This window comes from Microbacterium sp. Root322, from assembly GCF_001425645.1.
Lineage (GTDB): Bacteria > Actinomycetota > Actinomycetes > Actinomycetales > Microbacteriaceae > Microbacterium > Microbacterium maritypicum.
Genome location: NZ_LMCS01000002.1, coordinates 1,226,203 through 1,244,444, shown reverse-complemented (window position 1 = coordinate 1,244,444; position 18,242 = coordinate 1,226,203). Strand labels below are relative to the sequence as shown.

General features: G+C 69.3%; 16 protein-coding genes. 7 read left to right on the top strand and 9 right to left on the bottom strand.

Annotation, left to right across the window (positions count from 1 at the left end):
* Positions 1–311 precede the first annotated feature (311 nt).
* On the top strand, positions 312–1,043 hold the full coding sequence (locus tag ASC55_RS10920; protein ID WP_055875316.1) for a GntR family transcriptional regulator: 732 nt from the start codon (positions 312–314) through the stop codon (positions 1,041–1,043).
* A gap of 122 nt (positions 1,044–1,165) precedes the next feature.
* On the opposite strand, the gene kynU is transcribed toward ASC55_RS10920, so the two are convergent.
* The 9 genes from kynU to ASC55_RS10875 are packed head-to-tail and all read right to left on the bottom strand — an operon-like array spanning position 1,166 to position 9,561.
* Entirely contained in the window at positions 1,166–2,440 is a 1,275-nt protein-coding gene (kynU, locus tag ASC55_RS10915; RefSeq protein WP_055875313.1) for a kynureninase, read from the bottom strand.
* Positions 2,441–2,469: 29 nt separating this feature from the next.
* Positions 2,470–3,462: an amidohydrolase family protein gene (locus tag ASC55_RS10910; RefSeq protein WP_055875311.1), complete on the bottom strand. Its 993-nt coding sequence runs from the start codon at positions 3,460–3,462 to the stop codon at positions 2,470–2,472.
* 6 nt (positions 3,463–3,468) lie between these two features.
* Positions 3,469–3,993: a 3-hydroxyanthranilate 3,4-dioxygenase gene (locus tag ASC55_RS10905; RefSeq protein ID WP_055875308.1), complete on the bottom strand. Its 525-nt coding sequence runs from the start codon at positions 3,991–3,993 to the stop codon at positions 3,469–3,471.
* Complete coding sequence (locus tag ASC55_RS10900) at positions 3,990–4,469, bottom strand: RidA family protein (protein ID WP_055875304.1); 480 nt, start codon at positions 4,467–4,469, stop codon at positions 3,990–3,992. The genes ASC55_RS10905 and ASC55_RS10900 overlap by 4 nt, the downstream gene beginning before the upstream one ends.
* Positions 4,466–5,269 (bottom strand): 2-keto-4-pentenoate hydratase, encoded by an 804-nt coding sequence (locus ASC55_RS10895; RefSeq protein ID WP_055875301.1) that lies wholly within the window; start codon positions 5,267–5,269, stop codon positions 4,466–4,468. Before ASC55_RS10895 ends, ASC55_RS10900 begins: the two co-directional genes overlap by 4 nt.
* The gene (dmpG, locus tag ASC55_RS10890) at positions 5,266–6,300 is read right to left on the bottom strand and encodes a 4-hydroxy-2-oxovalerate aldolase (RefSeq protein ID WP_055875298.1); all 1,035 of its coding nucleotides are present in this window, start codon (positions 6,298–6,300) and stop codon (positions 5,266–5,268) included. The genes ASC55_RS10895 and dmpG overlap by 4 nt, the downstream gene beginning before the upstream one ends.
* On the bottom strand, positions 6,297–7,235 hold the full coding sequence (locus tag ASC55_RS10885) for an acetaldehyde dehydrogenase (acetylating) (RefSeq protein WP_055875295.1): 939 nt from the start codon (positions 7,233–7,235) through the stop codon (positions 6,297–6,299). The genes dmpG and ASC55_RS10885 overlap by 4 nt, the downstream gene beginning before the upstream one ends.
* Positions 7,232–8,056 (bottom strand): 2-keto-4-pentenoate hydratase, encoded by an 825-nt coding sequence (locus tag ASC55_RS10880; protein ID WP_055875292.1) that lies wholly within the window; start codon positions 8,054–8,056, stop codon positions 7,232–7,234. The genes ASC55_RS10885 and ASC55_RS10880 overlap by 4 nt, the downstream gene beginning before the upstream one ends.
* Entirely contained in the window at positions 8,053–9,561 is a 1,509-nt protein-coding gene (locus ASC55_RS10875) for a 2-hydroxymuconic semialdehyde dehydrogenase (RefSeq protein WP_235563220.1), read from the bottom strand. Before ASC55_RS10875 ends, ASC55_RS10880 begins: the two co-directional genes overlap by 4 nt.
* Before the next feature lie 83 nt (positions 9,562–9,644).
* On the opposite strand from ASC55_RS10875, the gene ASC55_RS10870 reads away from it, so the two are divergent.
* From ASC55_RS10870 to ASC55_RS10845, 6 genes are all read left to right on the top strand, one after another.
* Positions 9,645–10,613, top strand: coding sequence for a LysR substrate-binding domain-containing protein (locus tag ASC55_RS10870; protein ID WP_055875290.1), 969 nt, complete (start codon positions 9,645–9,647; stop codon positions 10,611–10,613).
* Positions 10,614–10,737: 124 nt separating this feature from the next.
* On the top strand, positions 10,738–12,351 hold the full coding sequence (locus tag ASC55_RS10865) for an LVIVD repeat-containing protein (protein ID WP_055875287.1): 1,614 nt from the start codon (positions 10,738–10,740) through the stop codon (positions 12,349–12,351).
* Between the two features lie 97 nt (positions 12,352–12,448).
* Positions 12,449–13,939 carry a DHA2 family efflux MFS transporter permease subunit gene (locus tag ASC55_RS10860; protein WP_055875284.1) on the top strand — a complete coding sequence of 497 codons (1,491 nt, stop codon included), beginning with the start codon at positions 12,449–12,451 and terminating at the stop codon, positions 13,937–13,939.
* A gap of 56 nt (positions 13,940–13,995) precedes the next feature.
* On the top strand, positions 13,996–15,120 hold the full coding sequence (locus tag ASC55_RS10855) for an ABC transporter ATP-binding protein (protein ID WP_055875280.1): 1,125 nt from the start codon (positions 13,996–13,998) through the stop codon (positions 15,118–15,120).
* A gap of 75 nt (positions 15,121–15,195) precedes the next feature.
* Positions 15,196–16,356, top strand: coding sequence for an ABC transporter substrate-binding protein (locus ASC55_RS10850; protein WP_055875277.1), 1,161 nt, complete (start codon positions 15,196–15,198; stop codon positions 16,354–16,356).
* A 2-nt stretch (positions 16,357–16,358) separates the two neighbouring features.
* Positions 16,359–18,221: an ABC transporter permease gene (locus ASC55_RS10845; protein ID WP_055875274.1), complete on the top strand. Its 1,863-nt coding sequence runs from the start codon at positions 16,359–16,361 to the stop codon at positions 18,219–18,221.
* Positions 18,222–18,242 lie beyond the last annotated feature (21 nt).

Genomic DNA, 18,242 nt, shown 5'->3' with positions numbered 1-18,242 from the left:
TCGCAGCGGCGGGCGAAGTGGCACGCGCGCGACGCGGAAGCCGCCTGTGATCACTCGACCCACGTCGCCCCGTGCCGAATCCTGTGGGTCCGGCTCAGCGCGACGAGAGGCGACTGAGCTCCGGCGACACGATCGACGATTCGAGCCTGCCGGGTCGCGCGCGCCGGGGCATCCTCCCGCAGGGTGATCCTCGTCCCCCCGCGGGAGGACTCGGGCGCCCTGGGCGCGGGATGGCGGCAGGGGCGGCGGCGCGATCCGATTCTGGATCCAGAATGCAGAGTTCGACGGGAGGATCCGATACTCTCGCTCCCATGGTGCAATCAGGGAACGCCGCGTCGCCCAAGGAACGGGCCGAGGCTCTGCAGAAGCTCGCTCAGCGACACGGGGCCGGGTACCGGTCGGTCGGAGCGATGGCCTACGACATCATCCGCGACGCGATCCTCGACGGCACGCTGCCCCCCGGCATGAAGCTGCGCCAGGAGACGCTGGCCGAGTCCATCGGCATCTCGCGGCTCCCGATCCGCTCGGCCCTGATCCAGCTCGAGGCCGACGGGCTCGTGGTCTTCCATGCCCGTCGCGGGGCGATGGTGCGCGCGCTCTCGGTCGATGAGGCGACCGAGGTCTACCACCTGCGGACGCTTCTCGAGAAGGATGCGCTGCGCCTGGCGATGGCGGAGATCACGCCGGAGCGGGTCGCCCGCCTGCGCGAGCTCGCGAAGACGGCCGACGACATCTCCGAGGGCGGGGAGTTCGTCGAGGCCCGCACCGAGTTCTACGCGACGCTCTACGACGCCCAGGCCCGCCCCGTGATGTGGGAGATGATCGAGCAGCTGCGGCTCAAGCTGGGGCGCTACGTGCTCGGCTGGCGGCTGGTGTCGCCCGGCGCGCACGACCACTCGCACGGCGAGCTCATCGACGTCGTGGCGGCGGGCGATGCCGACGAGGCGCTGCGCGTGCTCGAATCGCACCTGAACCACGTGCGCGACGGGGTCATCGCGCTGCTCGACGCCGCGGCGACGGAGGCCGCCGCCGAAGGGGTCTGACACCTGGCGCGAATGCATGACTCCTGCACGGATGCATGACCGGGTACGCCAGTCCGTTCATGCGAGTGCGCCGGAGTCATGCAGGTGTGTGACTGGATGACGGCCCGCGCGGGATACCCGCTTCAGGTCACGGTGCCGTGGCGCGCGAATCGCGGTTCACGCCAGATCTCGCTGTGCAGCACGTCCTCCAGCGCATCGACCGCGTCCCACACGTCGGAGTACGAGGTGTAGAGCGGGGTGAACCCGAAGCGGATGAGGTCGGGAGCGCGGAAGTCGCCGATCACTCCTCGCTCGATCAGCGCCTGCATCACCGCGTAGCCGTCCTCGTGGCGGAGCGACACCTGGCTGCCGCGGCGGGCGGACTCCCGAGGGGTGACCGGCTCGATGCCCCAGCGCGGTGTGAGACGGGTGTCGACGAGGGACATGAACAGCTCGGTCAGCCGCAGGCTCTTCTCGCGCAGCAGCTCCATGTCGACGTCGTCCCAGATGTCGAGACTCGCCTCGAGTCCCGCGACCGACAGCAGCTGCGGCGTGCCGACCCGGAAGCGCTCGATCCCCGGTGCGGGGGCGTACTCCACCGTGAAGTCGAACGGCCTGGCATGCCCGTGCCAGCCGGTCAGGGCAGGGCGGGCCGCATCGTGGTGACGGCTGGCGGCCCAGATGAACGAGGGCGAGCCGGGCCCGCCGTTGAGATACTTGTAGGTGCAGCCGACCGCGAAGTCGGCATCCGCGGCGTTCAGGTCGATCGGCACGGCGCCGGCGCTGTGGCACAGATCCCAGACGACCAGGGCTCCCGCCGCGTGTACCTTGCGGGTCACCTCGGCGATGTCGTGCATCCGTCCGGTGCGGTAGTCGACCTGCGTGAGCACCACGACCGCGACGTGATCGTCGAGCACGTCGTCGAGGGTGGGGCCGTCATCCGAGATCAGTCGGCGCTCCAAGGGCGTCCCGCCGCCGAGCAGCTCCTGCACGGCTTCGAGCATGTAGAGATCGGTGGGGAAGTTGCCGCGCTCCGCGATGATCACGCGTCGTCCCGGACGGAGCCTGATCGCCGCCACCACCGCCTGGAACAGGCTCGCCGACGTCGAGTCGCCGAGCACGACCTCGCCGGCGTGCGCCCCGATGAGCGGCGCGATCCGGTCGCCGATCGTGCGCGGCTTGGCGAACCATCCGGCGTCGTTCCAGCTGCGGATGAGGCCGGTGCCCCACTCCTCGGCGATCACGCGCTGCAGGTGCGCCGCGGTGTGCCGCGGCAGCGCACCGAGCGAGTTGCCGTCGAGGTAGATCACGTCGTCGGGCAGCACGAAGCGTTCGCGCATCGGCGCCAGCGGGTCGTTCTCGTCGAGGGCTGCGCAGGTGGCGCGGTCGATCGCGGGGCGGGTGGAGGTCGTGCTCATGGGGTGGGTCCGTTCGAGGTCGTGCGGGGTTAGCGCCCCAGGAATCGCAGGGCGTTGTCGCGACGGATGGCGCTCTTGTGCGCCTCGTCGAGGAAGTCGGCACGGTCGATGACGCTGCCGACGGGTCGCTCGCCCAGGGGGTAGGGGTAGTCGCTGCCGACCATCACCTGCGAGGTGCCGAGGGTCTCCACCAGCACGCGCAGGGCGACCGGGTCGAACACCACGCTGTCGACGCTGAAGCGATCGAGGTAGGCCGACGGCGGGCGTTCACTGACCCCGATGAGGTCGGGCCGCTGCAGCCAGGCGTTCTCGAACCGGCCCAGCCAGAAGGCGAAGGAGCCGCCGCCGTGCGCGAACGCCAGGCGGAGGGTCGGCGGTACCCGGTCGAACACTCCGCCCAGGATCATCGCGATGATCGACAGGTGCGTCTCGGCGGGCATGCCGGTGAGCCAGCGCGCCATCCAGCGGTCGAGGCGCGGCGAGCCCGGCATGTCCCACGGATGCACGAACACCGGGATGCCGCTGTCGGCGCAGTGCTGCAGGAACATCACCATGCCCTCGTCGTCGAGGTCGCGGTCGCCCACGTGGTTCCCGATCTCGACGCCGGCGTGACCGGAGGCGATCGCGCGATCGGCCTCGGCGCACGCGGCATCCGGATCCTGCAGCGGCACCTGGGCGAAGGGGATCAGCCGATCAGGGGCCGGGGCGCAGATCTCCAGGGCGAGGTCGTTGAAGATGCGGGCGACCTTGACCGCCTCGGCGCCCGACTTGTCGTACGAGAAGAACAGCGGCGTGGGGGAGACCACCTGCATCTCGACGCCGTCGGCATCCATGTCGGCCAGGCGTACGGTCGCGTCCCAGCAGTCGTCGCCGACGCGCCGGAACTCGGTCTCGCCGAGCATGATCATCGCCTCGCGCTCGGAGTCCACGCGCAGGGTCGGCCAGAGCCCCGGCCCGACCTGTGTCGACAGGTCGGGCCAGGAGCTCGGCACGAAGTGCGTGTGGACGTCGATCGTGCCCAAGGGGCTTCAGCCCTTGCCGGGGTGGACGGTGCCGCACTCCGGGCAGGTGCGCCCCTCTTCGCTCTCGTAGAAGTCTCGGAAGACCGGCGGCAGATCCTCGACGATGTCGCGCACCTGCAGCTCGACCTCGTGCACCTTGGCGTTGCAGTTCGGGCAGAACCAGGCGAACTTCTCGAGCGTGCCCTCTTCGCGGATGCGCTCGATCACGATGCCGATGGAGCCCTCTTCCGGGCGCTGCGGGGAGTGGAACACGTTGCCGGGCAGCAGCCACATCTCGCCCTCGCGGATGTCGATGCGCTGCGGGCCGTCGGGCGTCTGGATGTTCACGTGCATGTTGCCGCGGTACTGGTAGAACCACTCCTCGTAGGGGTCGAAGTGGAAGTCGGTGCGCTTGTTGGGGCCGCCGACGACCTGCACGATGAAGTCGCCCATGGGCGTCCACGCGGCCTTGTTGTTGACCGGCGGCTTCAGGAGGTGCTCGTTCTCCTTGATCCATGCGGCGAAATCGATGACGGGTGGGATGGTGCTCATTTCTCCTCCTCGAGAGTGGCAGCGGTGGTGCGGTCGACAGCGGTGTCGTCGGTGGGGTTTTCGGGGCGCCGTGCGATCGCCTGGATCTCGATCCGCAGGTGCGGATGAGGCAGCGCATGAACGGCCACCGTGGTGCGGGCGGGGCCCTGCTCGTCGAAGTACTCGGCCCAGACGGCGTTGTAGGCGGCGAAGTCGTTCATGTCGACGAGGAAGCTCGTCGCCTGCACCAGATCGTCGAGGTCGCACCCGGCGGCGACGAGCACGGCCCGGATGTTCTCGATGACCGCGCGGGTCTGCACCGCGACGTCGAGACGCGTCGCGCCGAACTCGTCGACCTCCGCTCCGGCGATCGTGTTGTCGGGCCGCCTGCTCGATGTGCCCGAGACGAAGACGAGGTCGCCGGAGACCTTGGCGTGCGGGAAGCGGCCGCGGGGGGTCGCCTTGCCCTCGACGAGGATGCCACCTGATCCGGTCATCGTGCTCCCTCCGTGAGGCTGTCTGATCCTTCGTGCGTGCGGATGCCGACCCGCCCGAGCCCGGTGATCGTCGCCTCGACGACGCCGTGGTCCGGCAGGGGGACGGCGGCGGTCGCGGCTCCGGCGAGCAGCACCATGCCGGCGCGGAGCGCGAACCCGTGGGCCGCGGCGAGCCGAGCTGCGGCGGCTATGGCACGGCCGGGATCGCCCAGGATCGCCGCGGTCGATCCGGTCGCCGCCACCCTGCCGTCGACCTCGAGCCGCACGGCGCGGTTGTCGAGAGTGCCGGCCTGCTCGAAAGGCGTCCACGGACCGATCACGTAGCCGGCCGCCGAGGTGTTGTCGGCCACCACGTCGGACAGGCTGAAGCGGAAGTCGCGGTAGCGGGAGTCGATGATCTCCAGCGCGGGAGCGACCGCGGCGACGATCTCCGCCAGCGGAAGAGCGGTGTCGACGCCGTCGATGTCGGCGGCGAGAAAGTAGGCCACTTCGGGCTCGATGCGCGGGTGGATGGCGGACCCGCGGTCGAACACCGCGTCATCGTCGAGGCGCATCGCATCGGTGAGGGTGCCCATGATCACATCGTGCACACCCATCTGCTGCGCTTTCGCCTGGCTCGTGAAGCCGAGCTTGAGGCCGGTGACGCGCTCGCCGCGGGCGAGTCGGCGGGCGATCAGCGCATGCTGTGTGGCGTACGCGGTGTCGAGGCCGACCTCCTCGGTCGAGGAGAGCTGGCTGATGGCGGTCGCGGTGCGCTGGGCGGTGTCGAGAGCGGCGGCGAACACGGCGTCGGCGGTCATGCGGTCACCCCCGAGCGTGCGGCGACGAGATCGAGGGCGACGTCGACGATCATGTCCTCCTGGCCGCCGACCATGCGGCGGCGTCCCAGCTCCACGAGGATGTCACGGGCATCGAGGCCGTGCTTCTCCGCCGCGCGCTCGGCGTGCAGCAGGAAGCTCGAGTACACCCCCGCGTAGCCGAGGGTGAGGGTCTCGCGGTCGACGCGGACGGGGCGGCGCTGCAGCGGACGCACCAGTTCCTCTGCCGCATCCTGCAGCGCGAACAGGTCGCAGCCGTGCTCCCAGCCGAGCAGGTCGGCCACCGCGATGAAAGCCTCGATCGGGCAGTTGCCCGCCCCGGCGCCCTGCCCTGCGAGCGAGGCATCGACCCGATACACGCCGTGCTCGACGGCCGTGACGCTGTTGGCCACGCTCAGCGACAGGTTCTCGTGCGCGTGGATGCCTATCTGCGTGCCGGGGTCGAGCACCTCGCGGTAGGCATCGACGCGCTCGGCCACGTCGCGCATCGTGAGGCGTCCGCCCGAGTCGGTGACGTACACGCAGTGCGCTCCCGCCGCCTCCATGATCTTCGCCTGCTCGGCGAGGCCGTGCGGGTCGTTGAGGTGGCTCATCATCAGGAAGCCGGACACGTCCATGCCGTGCTCGCGCGCCCAGGTGATGTGCTGGATCGCGACGTCGGCCTCGGTGCAGTGCGTCGCGACCCGCACGCTCGCGACACCCAGGTCGCGGGCGCGGGCGAGGTCGTCGATCGTGCCGATGCCGGGCAGGATCAGGGTGGTCAGCACGGCACGGTCGAGCACCTCTGCCGCCGCCTCGATCCACTGCCAGTCGGTGTGCGCGCCCTGTCCGTAGGCCACGCTCGATCCGCCGAGGCCGTCGCCGTGCGCGACCTCGATGGCATCGACGCCCGCGGCTTCGAGAGCACGGGCGATGCCCTGCACCTGGTCGGTGGTGTAGCCGTGGCCGATGGCGTGCATGCCGTCGCGGAGGGTGACGTCCTGCACGTACACGCGGGGAGAAGCGGTGGTCATGCGGGAACCCCTGTCCGTTGGGCGACGAGTCGCTCGGCCGTGCGAAGGGCTGCCGAGGTCATGATGTCGAGATTGCCCGCGTACTCCGGAAGATAGTGGCCGGCGCCGGCGACTTCCAGCAGGACGCTCACGCGCGTGCCGCGGAACGGCCGGTCGAGTGCGGGAACGTAGGCCTCGTCGACCGCATCGAACTGCACCTGCTGCTTGAGCCGATAGCCGCCGACGTAGGCCTGAACGTCGGCGACCATGTCGGCGATCGAGGCGCTCACGGCATCGCGATCCAGAGAGGCGGGGTCGCCCTCGACCAGGCAGAAGACCGTGTCGCGCATGATGAGCGGTGGGTCGGCGGGGTTGAGCACGATGATGGCCTTGCCGTGGTCGGCGCCGCCGATCACCTCCAGTGCACGGGCGGTCGTCTCGGTGAACTCGTCGATGTTCGCCCTGGTTCCGGGGCCGGCCGACTTCGAGGCGATCGAGGCGACGATCTCGGCGTAGGCCACCGGGGCGACGCGCGACACCGCTGCCACCATCGGCACCGTGGCCTGGCCACCGCAGGTGACCATGTTCACGTTGGTCGCACCGAGATGCGCTTCGAGGTTGACGACCGGCACGACATAGGGGCCGATCGCCGCCGGGGTCAGATCGACCATGAGGCGTCCGGCGTTGCGCACGAGCGCGTCGTTGCGGGCGTGGGCTCCGGCCGAGGTCGCGTCGAACACGAGCTCGACATCGGCGAACTCGGGCATCGCGATCAGCCCGTCCACGCCCTCGTGGGTGGTGGCGACACCGAGCCGTCGCGCGCGGGCGAGGCCGTCGGACTGCTCGTCGATCCCGGCCATAGCGACCACGTGCAGCGTGGTCGAGAGCCGCTTGACCTTGATGAGCAGGTCGGTGCCGATGTTGCCCGAGCCGATGATGGCGATGCCGACGGTCATGCCGCAGCCCCTTCCGTTGTCGTTCCGGATGCCGCGCCGACGAAGTCGGCACAGACCTCGCCGAGACCGTCGAGCCGCGCGCGGAACACCCCCGCGTTCGCGTCGACCATAGGGCCGAGGGCCCCGGAGAGGATCACCTCGCCCGCGCGCAGCGGCTGTCCGCGGCGGGCGACTTCACGCGCCAACCACGCCACGGCGATCACGGGGCTGCCGAGGCACGCGGCACCCGACCCCGTCGAGACCGGTCGCCCCTCGCGGTCGAGCGACATGCCGAGCGCGGTCAGGTCGAAGCCGTCGAGGCGTCGCGGCGTGGTGCCGAGCACGACCGCCCCGCTGGAGGCGTTGTCGGCGATGGTGTCGGTGATGCGGATGTCCCACCCAGCCACGCGGGAGTCGACGACCTCGATCGCGGGCAGCACGAACTCCGTGGCACGGATCACCTCGGCGACGTGCGTGGTGGGGGAGTCGAGGTCGCTGCCCAGCACGAAGGCGACCTCGGCCTCGGCGCGCGGTTGCAGGAAGCGTGCGAGGTCGATCGGCTCGCGGTCGGTGAACATCATGTCATCCAGCAGCACGCCGTAGTCGGGGCTGTCCACCCCGAGCTGCGCTTGCACGGCGGGGGAGGTGAGGCCGATCTTGCGCCCGACGATGCGGCGGCCCTCGTCGAGACGGCGCGCGATGCCGAGCGACTGCACCGCGTACGCGGCATCCTGATCAGTCTCGCCGAGCAGGTCGCGCACCGGTGCGCACGGGCGTGCGGACTCGGCCGCGAGCCGCAGCCGTTCGTCCGCCAGGTGCACGGCGTCGGGGAGGCCGGTCACAGCTGCACGCACACGTTCGTCGGCTCGGTGTAGAACTCCAGCGAATGGTGCCCGCCCTCGCGGCCGATGCCGGAGAGCCCGACACCGCCGAACGGGCTCCGCAGGTCTCGCAGGTACCAGGTGTTGACCCACGACATGCCGGTGCGCATCTGCTGGGCCACGCGGTGTCCGCGGGTGAGGTCGGTGGTCCAGGTGACGGCGGCGAGCCCGTAGTCGGTGTCGTTCGCGAGCGCGACTGCCTCCTCCTCGGTGTCGAAGGGGATGAGGGCGGCGACGGGACCGAACACCTCTTCGCGCACGGTGCGGTGACTGTTGTCGAGGCCCGTCCACAGAGTGGGCTCGATCCAGGAGCCGCCGTCGAGTCCGTCGCCCAGGGTCGGGATGCCACCGCCGGCGAGCACGGTCGCGCCCTCGGCGACGGCGAGGTCGAAGTAGGAGCGCACCTTGTCGCGGTGGGCCTGGGAGATGAGCGGACCGGTGGTCGTCGCCGGATCCTCCGGGCGCCCCAGACGCAGGCGGGCGGCGTGCTCGGCGAGACCGGCCGCCACGTCGTCGAAGACCGCACGCTGCACGTAGATGCGCTCGGTGCACAGGCAGACCTGGCCGGTGTTGAGGTAGGTCGAGCGGGCGAGGCCGGCGACCGCGGCGTCGAGGTCGGCGTCGGCGAACACCAGCGCGGCGTTCTTGCCGCCCAGCTCGAACGACACGGGACGCACCCTCGGTGCGACCGCCCGCATGATCGCGGAACCGGTGGACGACTCGCCGGTGAAGGTGACCCCGTCGATGCCGGGGTGCGACGTGAGCGCTTCGCCTGCGGAGCCTGCGCCGAAGCCGTGCACGACGTTGACCACCCCGGCGGGGACACCCGCTTCGGCGAGGATCTCGGCCAGCAGGGTGGCCGACGACGGCGTCTCCTCCGAGGGCTTGATGACGACGGTGTTGCCGGTGGCGAGGGCCGGAGCCAGCTTCCATGTGAGCAGTAGCAGGGGCAGGTTCCACGGCACGATCACGGCGACGACCCCGAGTGGCTTGCGCACCGCGTAGTTGAGTGCGCGGCGGCCGTCGGGCAGCTCGGTCAGGAACGAGTCGAGTCCGGCGGTCGAGACCGTGTCGGCGAAGGAGCGGAAGTTCGCAGCGGCGCGCGCCACATCGAGGTCGCGGGCCAGGGCCTCGGGCTTGCCCGTGTCGCCCACCTCGGCCGCGACGAGCTCGTCGGCCCGACGGTCGATCGCGTCGGCCACCCCGCGCAGCAGACGGGCGCGCTCGGCGACGGTCATCCGCCCCCACGGTCCGTCGAACGCCGCGCGGGCAGCCGCCACGGCGCGGTCCACCTGCTCGGTGCCCGCCTCGTGCACCTCGGCGATGATCGATCCGTCGACCGGGCTGATCTTCGTGAAGGTGCCGATGCCCTCCACGCGCTCGCCGGCGATCATGTTGTGGATCGCGCGGGGCGCCCGCTCCTGCTCGGCGGCACGGAGGGGAGGCGTCATCGTCTCGGAAGGCATGGGCTCAGGCTAGGAAGGTTCGAGGGATGCCGACAAATACTCTCTTGATGCATTGCCATGCCCGTACGGCTATAGTCCGGATCATGGTCACCGATCGACTGCTCGACGGACGGGTCAAGATCCGTCACCTCGTCCTCGTCACCGCCATCGCCGACGAGGGCACCCTGGTGCGCGCCGCCGAATCGCTGCACATCACCCAGCCCGTCGTCACCCGCGGACTCCGCGAGGTCGAGGAGGTGCTGGGCGTGCCGCTGTTCGAACGGCTGCCGCGCGGAGTCAGGCCCACGCAGTACGGGCACTCCTTCATCGAGCGTGCGCGCTCCGTGCTCGCCGAGCTGCGCGCCGCGGGGGAGGAGGTGCGGCTGCTGCAGTCGGGGCAGCTGGGCACGGTCACGGTCGGCACGCACCTCGCGGGGTCGAACCTGCTGCTGCCGCGCGCCATCGCCGCGTTGAAGGCCGAGCACCCGCGGCTGACCGTCGTGGTGCGCGAGGGCACACCGGATACCCTGCAGCAGCTGCTGCTCGCGGGCGACCTCGACCTCACGGTCGGACGGCTCTCGCCCACGGTGCCGGTGCGGCTCGAGCAGGAGCGACTGCATCAGGAGCCGATCCGCCTGGTCGCCCGGGCCGGGCATCCGGTGCTCGGCGGCGTCAAGGCGAACTCCCTCGCGGAACTGATCGCGTATCCGTGGATCTTCCCGGTCGCCCAGACGGCGCTGCGGGCCGAGCTCGAAGCCGTCTTCTTCCACGAGGGGCTCCCGTTGCCGCCCGACCGCGTCGAGTGCACGTCCATGCTGACCCTGCGCACCCTGCTGATCTCGACCGACGTGATCGCGGCGCTGCCGATGTTCATCGCCGTCGACGACCGCGAGCTGCGGATCCTGCCCACGCCGCTGAGCTCCATCCGCCGTTCGGTCGGCGTGACGGTGCCGAAGGACCGGGCCCCCTCGCCCGCGGCATCCGCCCTGCTGGCGCATCTGCGCGAAGAGGGCGCACGCCTGGCGGAGCTCGAGCGCGAGTACGCGCAGACGGAGCCGCGCTTCGCCGGCTGATATGCCTGAACGGTCATAGCTCTGACCCGTATGGATATTGGACAGCATCGCTCCCACAGGGTGAACCTGATGAGAACGACACGACGTCGTGACGATCTCACCCGATTCAGCCAATGGAGGCGACATGGCCGGCTCTCCCTACGTGCCCGATGCGAAGAAATACCGTCCGGAGGATTTCCAGCGCGTCGAGGGTGAACCGGCCGATCCCGATCCCTCCAGCTGGGGCATGCAGCCCGACGGCACCTTCCTGCCGCCGGCGCACACGCCGTCCGTCCCGCGCGACGTCTTCATCGACTGGCCGGGGCAGCTCGACTACCGCGACCCCGAGACCTACGTGCTCAACGCGACCGCCGAGGCGTTCTATCCGATCGTGGTGAACACCAGCCACTCGTGGCAGTGCATCTACGACTGGGACGGCCGGCGCCTCATGCTGCACTACGGCGGCGGCAACCACTGGAAGCTCTATGACATCACCGACCCGCGCGACCTGACGATCGTCGACGAGGAGCAGTGGGGCTGGGACGACCCCCGCCCGCAGTTCGGCGCCACCACGGTGCAGTGGAATCAGAAGCTCGGAAAGCACATCGCGATCCAGGCGAGCGAGACCCCGCGGTACTTCCTCAAGGGGCGCGTCGCCAACAAGTGGATCGACGACACCGTCGAGGGCCAGCTGAAGGAGTGGGAGGGCCTGCGCGGCTTCCGCACCTGGGAGATGAACGGCCCGAGCCCGCGCGACTGGACCCTCCTCACCGAGGTCTCGACCGACCCGAACCACGGCCCGGACGAGATCCAGGAGGGCAACGGCGTGCTCGACCTGCCGGTCTACTACGGCGACAAGTACCTCTTCGTGGCGACCGCGCCCGACAACACCTTCACCAACCAGCCGTACAAGACCACGCTGTGGACGGCGGGGCACGCGGCCTACGACGTCTCCGATCCGGCGAAGCCCGAGCTGCTCTCGAACTGGTGGGTGCCCGGTTCCCGTGCCGGCGAGGAGGCGGACTCCGAGTACCTCGCCGACAACGAGCGCTGGAACAACAAGACCTCGTGGTTCGGCTCGCGCATGGGCATCTTCCTGCCGCGCTCGGTCGAGTCGGGGTGGAAGTACGGCTACGCCGCCCAGGGTGGGCAGGGCTTCTTCGTGCTCGACGTGTCCGACCCCGCGAACATCCACCACGTCGGTTGGTGCCATCTTCCGGTGAGCGTCGCCGGCACCGAGGGTGACAACGTCGACACGACCCAGGTGGAGGAGACGGGCTACGTCTACGTCTCGGGCTACCCGATGAACACGGACTGCTACGAGCCGGCCAAGGAGATCTACCAGATCGACGTGAGCGACCCGGCGAACCCGCGGGTGGTGCGCACGCTCCCTCGTCCGACGCCGCCGGCCGAGGCCGCGTTCACCGACTGGGCGCAGCGCCGTGGATCGTTCGGTCCCAAGCGCTCGGGCTACTTCACGAACACGGGCACGCCGCACGGCGGAGTCATCCCCTACGCGTTCTACGCCGCGGGGCTGCAGATCTTCGACGTGCGCGACCCGGAGAACCCCAAGGTCGGTGCGTACTTCGTGCCGCCGATCGGCCTCAAGGACGACGACGACCTCGCCGCCCCCGTGCACGGCATCTTCGTCGAGTGGGATCGCAACCTGATCTGGCTCTTCGCCAACCACGGCATCTACGCGGTCTCGACCCCGCTGCTGGGTGAACCCGTCGTCGGCATCCCCGCCGCCGAGAGCTGACCCCTTCCCGGAAACTCCGGTGTCCGTCCTCCACATAAGGGGCTGAGCGGACGGACACCGGCTCCCGACCCCTGACGATCCCTCCCGAAAGCGATCCATGACTCAGACAGTTAGGCCCTGGCCGGCCCTGTGGGCGCTGTGCATCGGCTTCTTCATGATCCTTGTCGACACGACGATCGTGGCGATCGCCAACCCGGTCATCCTCGCGGCGTTCGACGCCGACCTGACCACGGTGATCTGGGTCACCAGCGCCTACCTGCTCGCCTACGCGGTGCCCCTGCTGGTGACCGGCAGGCTCGGCGACCGGTTCGGCCCCAAGCGGGTCTATCTCGTCGGACTCGTGCTGTTCACCCTCGCCTCGCTCGCGTGCGGCCTGGCCGGCAGCATCGAGATGCTCATCACGGCCCGAGCCGTGCAGGGTTTCGGCGCCGCCCTGATGACGCCGCAGACCATGGCGATCATCGCGCGGGTCTTCCCCCCGCGTGGTCGTGGTCAGGCCATGGGGGCGTGGGGCGCGGTCGGAGGATTGGCGACGCTCGTCGGGCCGATCCTCGGCGGCGTGCTCACCGACACGGTGGGCTGGGAGTGGATCTTCTTCGTGAACGTGCCCGTCGGGATCGTCGCCTTCGTCGTCGCCTGGCGTCTGGTGCCGGATCTCGAGGGGCATCCGCACCGCTTCGACTGGATCGGCGTCGCGCTGTCCGGACTCGGCCTGTTCCTGCTGGTGTTCGGCATCCAGGAGGGCGAGGTCTACGACTGGGGGGTGATGTTCGGTCCGGTCACGGTGTGGGGCGTCATCGTCACAGGCGCCGTGCTCTTGGTGCTCTTCGTCGTGTGGCAGCGCTTCAATCGTGCAGAGCCCCTGATGCCCCTCAGTCTCTTCCGCGACCGCAACTTCTCGGTCGCGAACGCCACGATCTTCCTCGTCGGTGTCGGCATCACGGCGATGCCGGTTCCGCTCGCCTTCTACTTCCAGGTCGCCCGCGGCCTCGACCCGACACTCGCGGCGCTGATGCTCGCGCCGATGGCGGTCGTCTCGGGTGTGCTCGGACCGTTCGTCGGCAAGCTGAGCGACCGGATCGGTCCGCGCTGGGTGACCTTCGCGGCCTTCGTCGTCTCGGCTGCGGCCATGGCCTGGTATGCGGCGACGATGACGCTCGATGCTCCCTTCTGGCTCCTGCTGCTCCCCTCCGCTCTGCTCGGGGTCGGCGTGTCCGGCATGTTCGGCCCGCTCGCCTCCACGGCCACGCGCAACCTCCCGCACACGCAGGCGGGTGCGGGATCCGGCGTCTACTCCACGACCAGGCAGATGGGGTCCGTGATCGGCTCGGCGCTGCTGGCCGTGCTGATGAACGTGACGCTCGCCGCGCACATCACCGGTTTCGTGCCAGGGGCGATCCACCCCGGGAGCGCGCTGTCGGCGAAGGACGGCAGCGGACTGGCCACGGCCATGTCGCAGTCGCTCCTGCTCTCGGCCATCGCCTTCGCGGTGTGCGCGATCGTCGTGGTGTTCTTCGAGAAGCCGCGACCTTGGGGCGCACCCGCCACCCCGCAACCGGTGGGCTCTGTTGTGAGAGAGGGACGATGATGGCGGCGATCGCAGTGGATCCAACATCCAGAACGAAGAAGGACGAGAGGACTCCGATGAGGGCGAGCTCTGGAGGCGGACGACTCGTCGTCGACGCCCTGAAGAAGGACTATGAGCTCGACGGCGCGACGGTTCCTGTCGTCAAGGACGTCACGTTCACGATCGAGCCCGGGATGTTCTACTCGCTCCTGGGCCCGTCGGGCTGCGGCAAGACCACCACGCTGCGCTGCGTCGCCGGCCTCGAGCGGAGCAACGGCGGTGTGATCTCGCTCGACGGCGGCGTGCTGTCGACCGGTACCGAGCACGTGTCACCCGACAAGCGCGACATCGGCATGGTGTTCCAGAACTACGCGATCTGGCCGCACATGACCGTCTTCGCCAACGCGATCTTCCCGCTGCAGGTCGCAGGCTCCCGCCTTCCGAAGCAGGAGGCGCGCAAGCGGGCGATGGAGGCGCTGGAGCTGGTGCAGCTCGACCACCTCGCGCAGCGGCCGGCCACCGCGCTGTCGGGTGGTCAGCAGCAGCGCCTCGCCCTCGCCCGTGCACTCGCTCATCGCCCGAGGCTGCTGCTGCTCGACGAGCCGCTGTCGAACCTCGACGCCAAGCTGCGCGACACCATGCGCAACGAGCTGCGGAGCCTGCAGCGCACCCTCGGCATCAGTGCCCTGTACGTCACGCACGACCAGTCCGAGGCGCTGTCGATGTCGGACCGGGTGGCGGTCATGAACGGCGGACGCATCGTGCAGGAGGCGTCGCCCCGAGAGCTCTACGACCAGCCGGCCGACCGGTTCGTGGCCGACTTCGTGGGCCGCGCGAACATGATCCCCGCCGTGGTGATCGACCGCGACGGCGCGGGCGACGCGGTCGTCGAGGCGCTCGGCACGCGGCTGCACACGCCTGTACCCGACGACGTCTCGGCGGGCGACCAGGTCACGCTCACCTTCCGCCCGGAGACCGTGCGCTGGCATGAGACCGACGTCGAACGCCCGAATGTCATTCCCGTACGCATCGTGCGGGTGGAGTTCCTCGGCGAGATCGTCGAGTACGAGGCCGAGGTGCTCACCGACGGCGAGCCCGTCGCCACGATCGTCGGTCGGGGCGCACCGCTTCAGACACCCCCCGAGGGCGGCAGGGTCTTCCTCGAACTGGTCCCGCACGCCTGCCGCGTGCTGGGCGCCTGACGCAACCCGCACCACACCCGCTACCCGCACAACACCCGCAATCACACACCTGATGTCAGAGAGGACATTCAGATCATGAAGAGAACACTGGGAGCAGTCGCCGTCACGGCGGTCTTCGCGCTCGCCCTGACCGGATGCGGCACACAGAGCGAGGCCGCCGGAGGTGACAGCGCACTCGAGGGCGACGCCGCCTCGGCCGCCTGCGACGCCGTCGAGATCGGGGCGATCACCCGCTGCGAGAACTTCTACGACGACTACTGGCCCGAGATCGACAAGCAGCTCGACGCCCTCTACGAAGAGGCGAAGAAGGCCGACGGCGGCACCCTGGTCATCTGGGACTGGTACGAGCTGTCGCCCGACGTGATCGAGCAGTTCAACAAGCGCTTCCCCGACATCAAGGTCGAGACCAGGGGTCTGACCTACAACCTGTCGTCGGCGATCATCTCGGCCAAGGCCACGGGCTCGCGCAACACCGACGTGGTGTCCGGCTCGATCACCTCGATGGCGGCGATGTACGACGAGGGCTTCTGGGAGAAGGTCGACTGGGCGAGCTTCGGCGTGCCGGAGGAGTACCTCACCATCGGCGCCCCCGAGCTCATGCCCGACAGCATCAACGGCACTCTGATCCAGTACAACACCGACAAGGTGACCACCGTCCCTGAGACTCTCGACGGGCTGCTCGCCCCCGAGTACAAGGACAAGGTGTCGGTCGCCGGCTACAACGCGGTGGTCTTCGCCGGGTACGGCATGGCCGAGGGCGAAGACAAGATGGTCTCGTTGATCGGTGACCTCATGTCGTCGGGCAACCTGAAGCTGCTGGAGGACCAGGGGGCTCCGCTGTCGAGTGGGGACGTGCCGATCGCGCTGAACCAGACGCTGTTCAACCCGAACCCCGCGCTGCAGGTCTCGCCGTTCGAGCACGCGGGGGTCTGGGCGCAGTTCTCCGGCGTCAACTCCGACGCGAAGAACAAGCCGGGTGCGGCGCTGTGGACCCTGTGGAACGCGTTCGACCCCGACTGGATCACGCTCCGTATGACGGACGAGCGCTTCGCCAGCACCCAGGTGCCGTTCGCCGGTCTCCCCGCCGCGACGTTCGCCGAGTCCACCGGGCTCATGAAGACGAACTCCGACGCACTGCTGCTCGGCCTCGAGAACGGCGCCGAGACCGAGACGCAGGCCACTCGTGACGACTGGCAGGCCATGATCAACGCCGCCGACAAGGCGCTGAACGGATAACGATGTTCAAGGCAGGACGGACCACGGGGCGAAAGCGCCCCACCACGATGACGATCGCGATGATCGTCTCGGGCGCGGTCATCTTCATCCTTCTCGCGGTACCGCTGATCGTTCAGGTGATCACCGCGTTCCGTGGTCCGTTCCTGCCCTTCGGCGTCTCGTCGGCGAAATGGGGTGTCGAGAACTTCGTCACCCTGTGGCAGCTGCGCGAGGACTTCTGGGGCGTGCTCGGCGCGACCGGCGCCTTCGTGGGCGGCTCCACGCTGCTCACGCTCCTGATGGCGTTCGGCCTCGCCTGGGTCACGGTGCGCACTGATGCCCCGTGGCGTCGCCTCATCTCGGTGCTGGTGATCGTGCCGTACATCATCCCGCCGATCGTGAAGGCGCAGGCCTACCTGCTGATGCTGTCGCCCGAGTCGGGCGTGCTCAACCAGATGCTGCGACTGCTGCCCTTCGCGAGCGACGTGCCGATCGATCCCTACGCGTTCCCGACCATGATCTTCATCCAGGCGCTCACGAACGTCACGTTCCCGTACCTGATGATCGTGCCCATCCTGACGAACATGGACGGCTCGCTCGAGGAGTCGGCGCGGGTGTCCGGGGCCTCATGGCCGCAGACCCTGCGGCGCGTCACGCTGCCGATGCTCTGGCCGGGCCTTCTCGGCGTCACCGTGCTCACCTTCATCCTGGGCCTCGGCAGCCTCGAGGTGCCGTTGCTGTTCGGCCAGGAGTCGGGGCGCGACATCTTCGCCCTCAAACTCTGGACGCTCATCAGCTCCAACGCGGGCGAGCTGCCCCAGTACGGTCTGGCCGCCGCGTGGGGACTGGTGTTCCTCGTGATCACGACAATCGCCTTCGCGATCTATCTGCGGGCCACGCGCAACGCCGAGCGAAGGGCGTCGGTGTCGGGCAAGGGCTTCCGGCCGTCGACCATGCGCATGGGGCCGTGGAAGATCCCGGTCATGCTGCTGGTCGCCGTGTTCGTGCTGCTCACCGGCATCCTCCCGCTGCTGGCCCTGCTGTGGGCGGCGATCACCCCGTACCCTGTGGCATTCTCGATCGATGCGATGCTGGGCAGCACCGACTTCGGCGCCTTCGGCATGGTGCTCGCCGACCCGGAGTTCTGGGTGTCGCTCGGGCGCACGGTCATCATCGCGGGCGGCAGTGCCACGATCGCGGTGGTGTTCGCCACCGTGCTCGCCTATGGCATCGCCCGCAGCAAGAAGACCGGGTGGGTGAAGGCCATGGACCTGTTCGCCTCGTCGTCGGTCGCGATCCCCGCGACCATCGCCGGCTTCGCGATGTTCCTCACCTTCATGGTGATCAACCCCTACATCCCGATCGCGGGCACGCTGCTCGCTCTCGTGATCGCCTATTCCTACCGGGTGTCGATCGCGTACCGTTCGTCGTACAGTGCGACGCTGCAGATCCGCCCCGAGCTGGAGGAGGCCGCCCTCACCAGTGGAGCCAGCCGCTTCGAGGGGTTCCGCCGCATCATCGCGCCGCTGCTGATGCCCACCGTGATGGCCGTGTGGATCCAGATGTTCATCCTGGGCACCAACGAGTTCACCCTCCCGGCGTTCCTGGCGACCCCGTCGTCGCGGCCGCTGTCGATGTACATCTACGCCATGATCAACCCGCGCTCCGCGCAGCTCTATGCGCCGGATCAGGGAGCGGCGATGGCGCTGATCTTCACGCTGATGGTGTTCGCGATCGGCTACGGCCTGCAGTGGGCGCTGTCGCGTCGAGCGATCGGTCGGGCCCGCAAGCCCGTCTCCGCAGGCCTCCCTGACCTCGCTGCGCCTCCGGTCCCGGCAGGAGAATCGGCGACGGTGACCCTGGCGGTGCAGCGGCAGAAGCGCTGAGCGGCGTCGCGCCTTCGCGCC

Coding starts and splice junctions, on each gene's coding strand:
- ASC55_RS10920 (WP_055875316.1), top strand. CDS start 312: ATGGTGCAATCAGGGAACGCCGCGTCGCCCAAGGAACGGGCCGAGGCT.
- kynU (WP_055875313.1), bottom strand. CDS start 2,440: ATGAGCACGACCTCCACCCGCCCCGCGATCGACCGCGCCACCTGCGCA.
- ASC55_RS10905 (WP_055875308.1), bottom strand. CDS start 3,993: ATGAGCACCATCCCACCCGTCATCGATTTCGCCGCATGGATCAAGGAG.
- ASC55_RS10900 (WP_055875304.1), bottom strand. CDS start 4,469: ATGACCGGATCAGGTGGCATCCTCGTCGAGGGCAAGGCGACCCCCCGC.
- ASC55_RS10895 (WP_055875301.1), bottom strand. CDS start 5,269: ATGACCGCCGACGCCGTGTTCGCCGCCGCTCTCGACACCGCCCAGCGC.
- dmpG (WP_055875298.1), bottom strand. CDS start 6,300: ATGACCACCGCTTCTCCCCGCGTGTACGTGCAGGACGTCACCCTCCGC.
- ASC55_RS10885 (WP_055875295.1), bottom strand. CDS start 7,235: ATGACCGTCGGCATCGCCATCATCGGCTCGGGCAACATCGGCACCGAC.
- ASC55_RS10875 (WP_235563220.1), bottom strand. CDS start 9,561: ATGCCTTCCGAGACGATGACGCCTCCCCTCCGTGCCGCCGAGCAGGAG.
- ASC55_RS10870 (WP_055875290.1), top strand. CDS start 9,645: ATGGTCACCGATCGACTGCTCGACGGACGGGTCAAGATCCGTCACCTC.
- ASC55_RS10865 (WP_055875287.1), top strand. CDS start 10,738: ATGGCCGGCTCTCCCTACGTGCCCGATGCGAAGAAATACCGTCCGGAG.
- ASC55_RS10860 (WP_055875284.1), top strand. CDS start 12,449: ATGACTCAGACAGTTAGGCCCTGGCCGGCCCTGTGGGCGCTGTGCATC.
- ASC55_RS10855 (WP_055875280.1), top strand. CDS start 13,996: ATGAGGGCGAGCTCTGGAGGCGGACGACTCGTCGTCGACGCCCTGAAG.
- ASC55_RS10850 (WP_055875277.1), top strand. CDS start 15,196: ATGAAGAGAACACTGGGAGCAGTCGCCGTCACGGCGGTCTTCGCGCTC.
- ASC55_RS10845 (WP_055875274.1), top strand. CDS start 16,359: ATGTTCAAGGCAGGACGGACCACGGGGCGAAAGCGCCCCACCACGATG.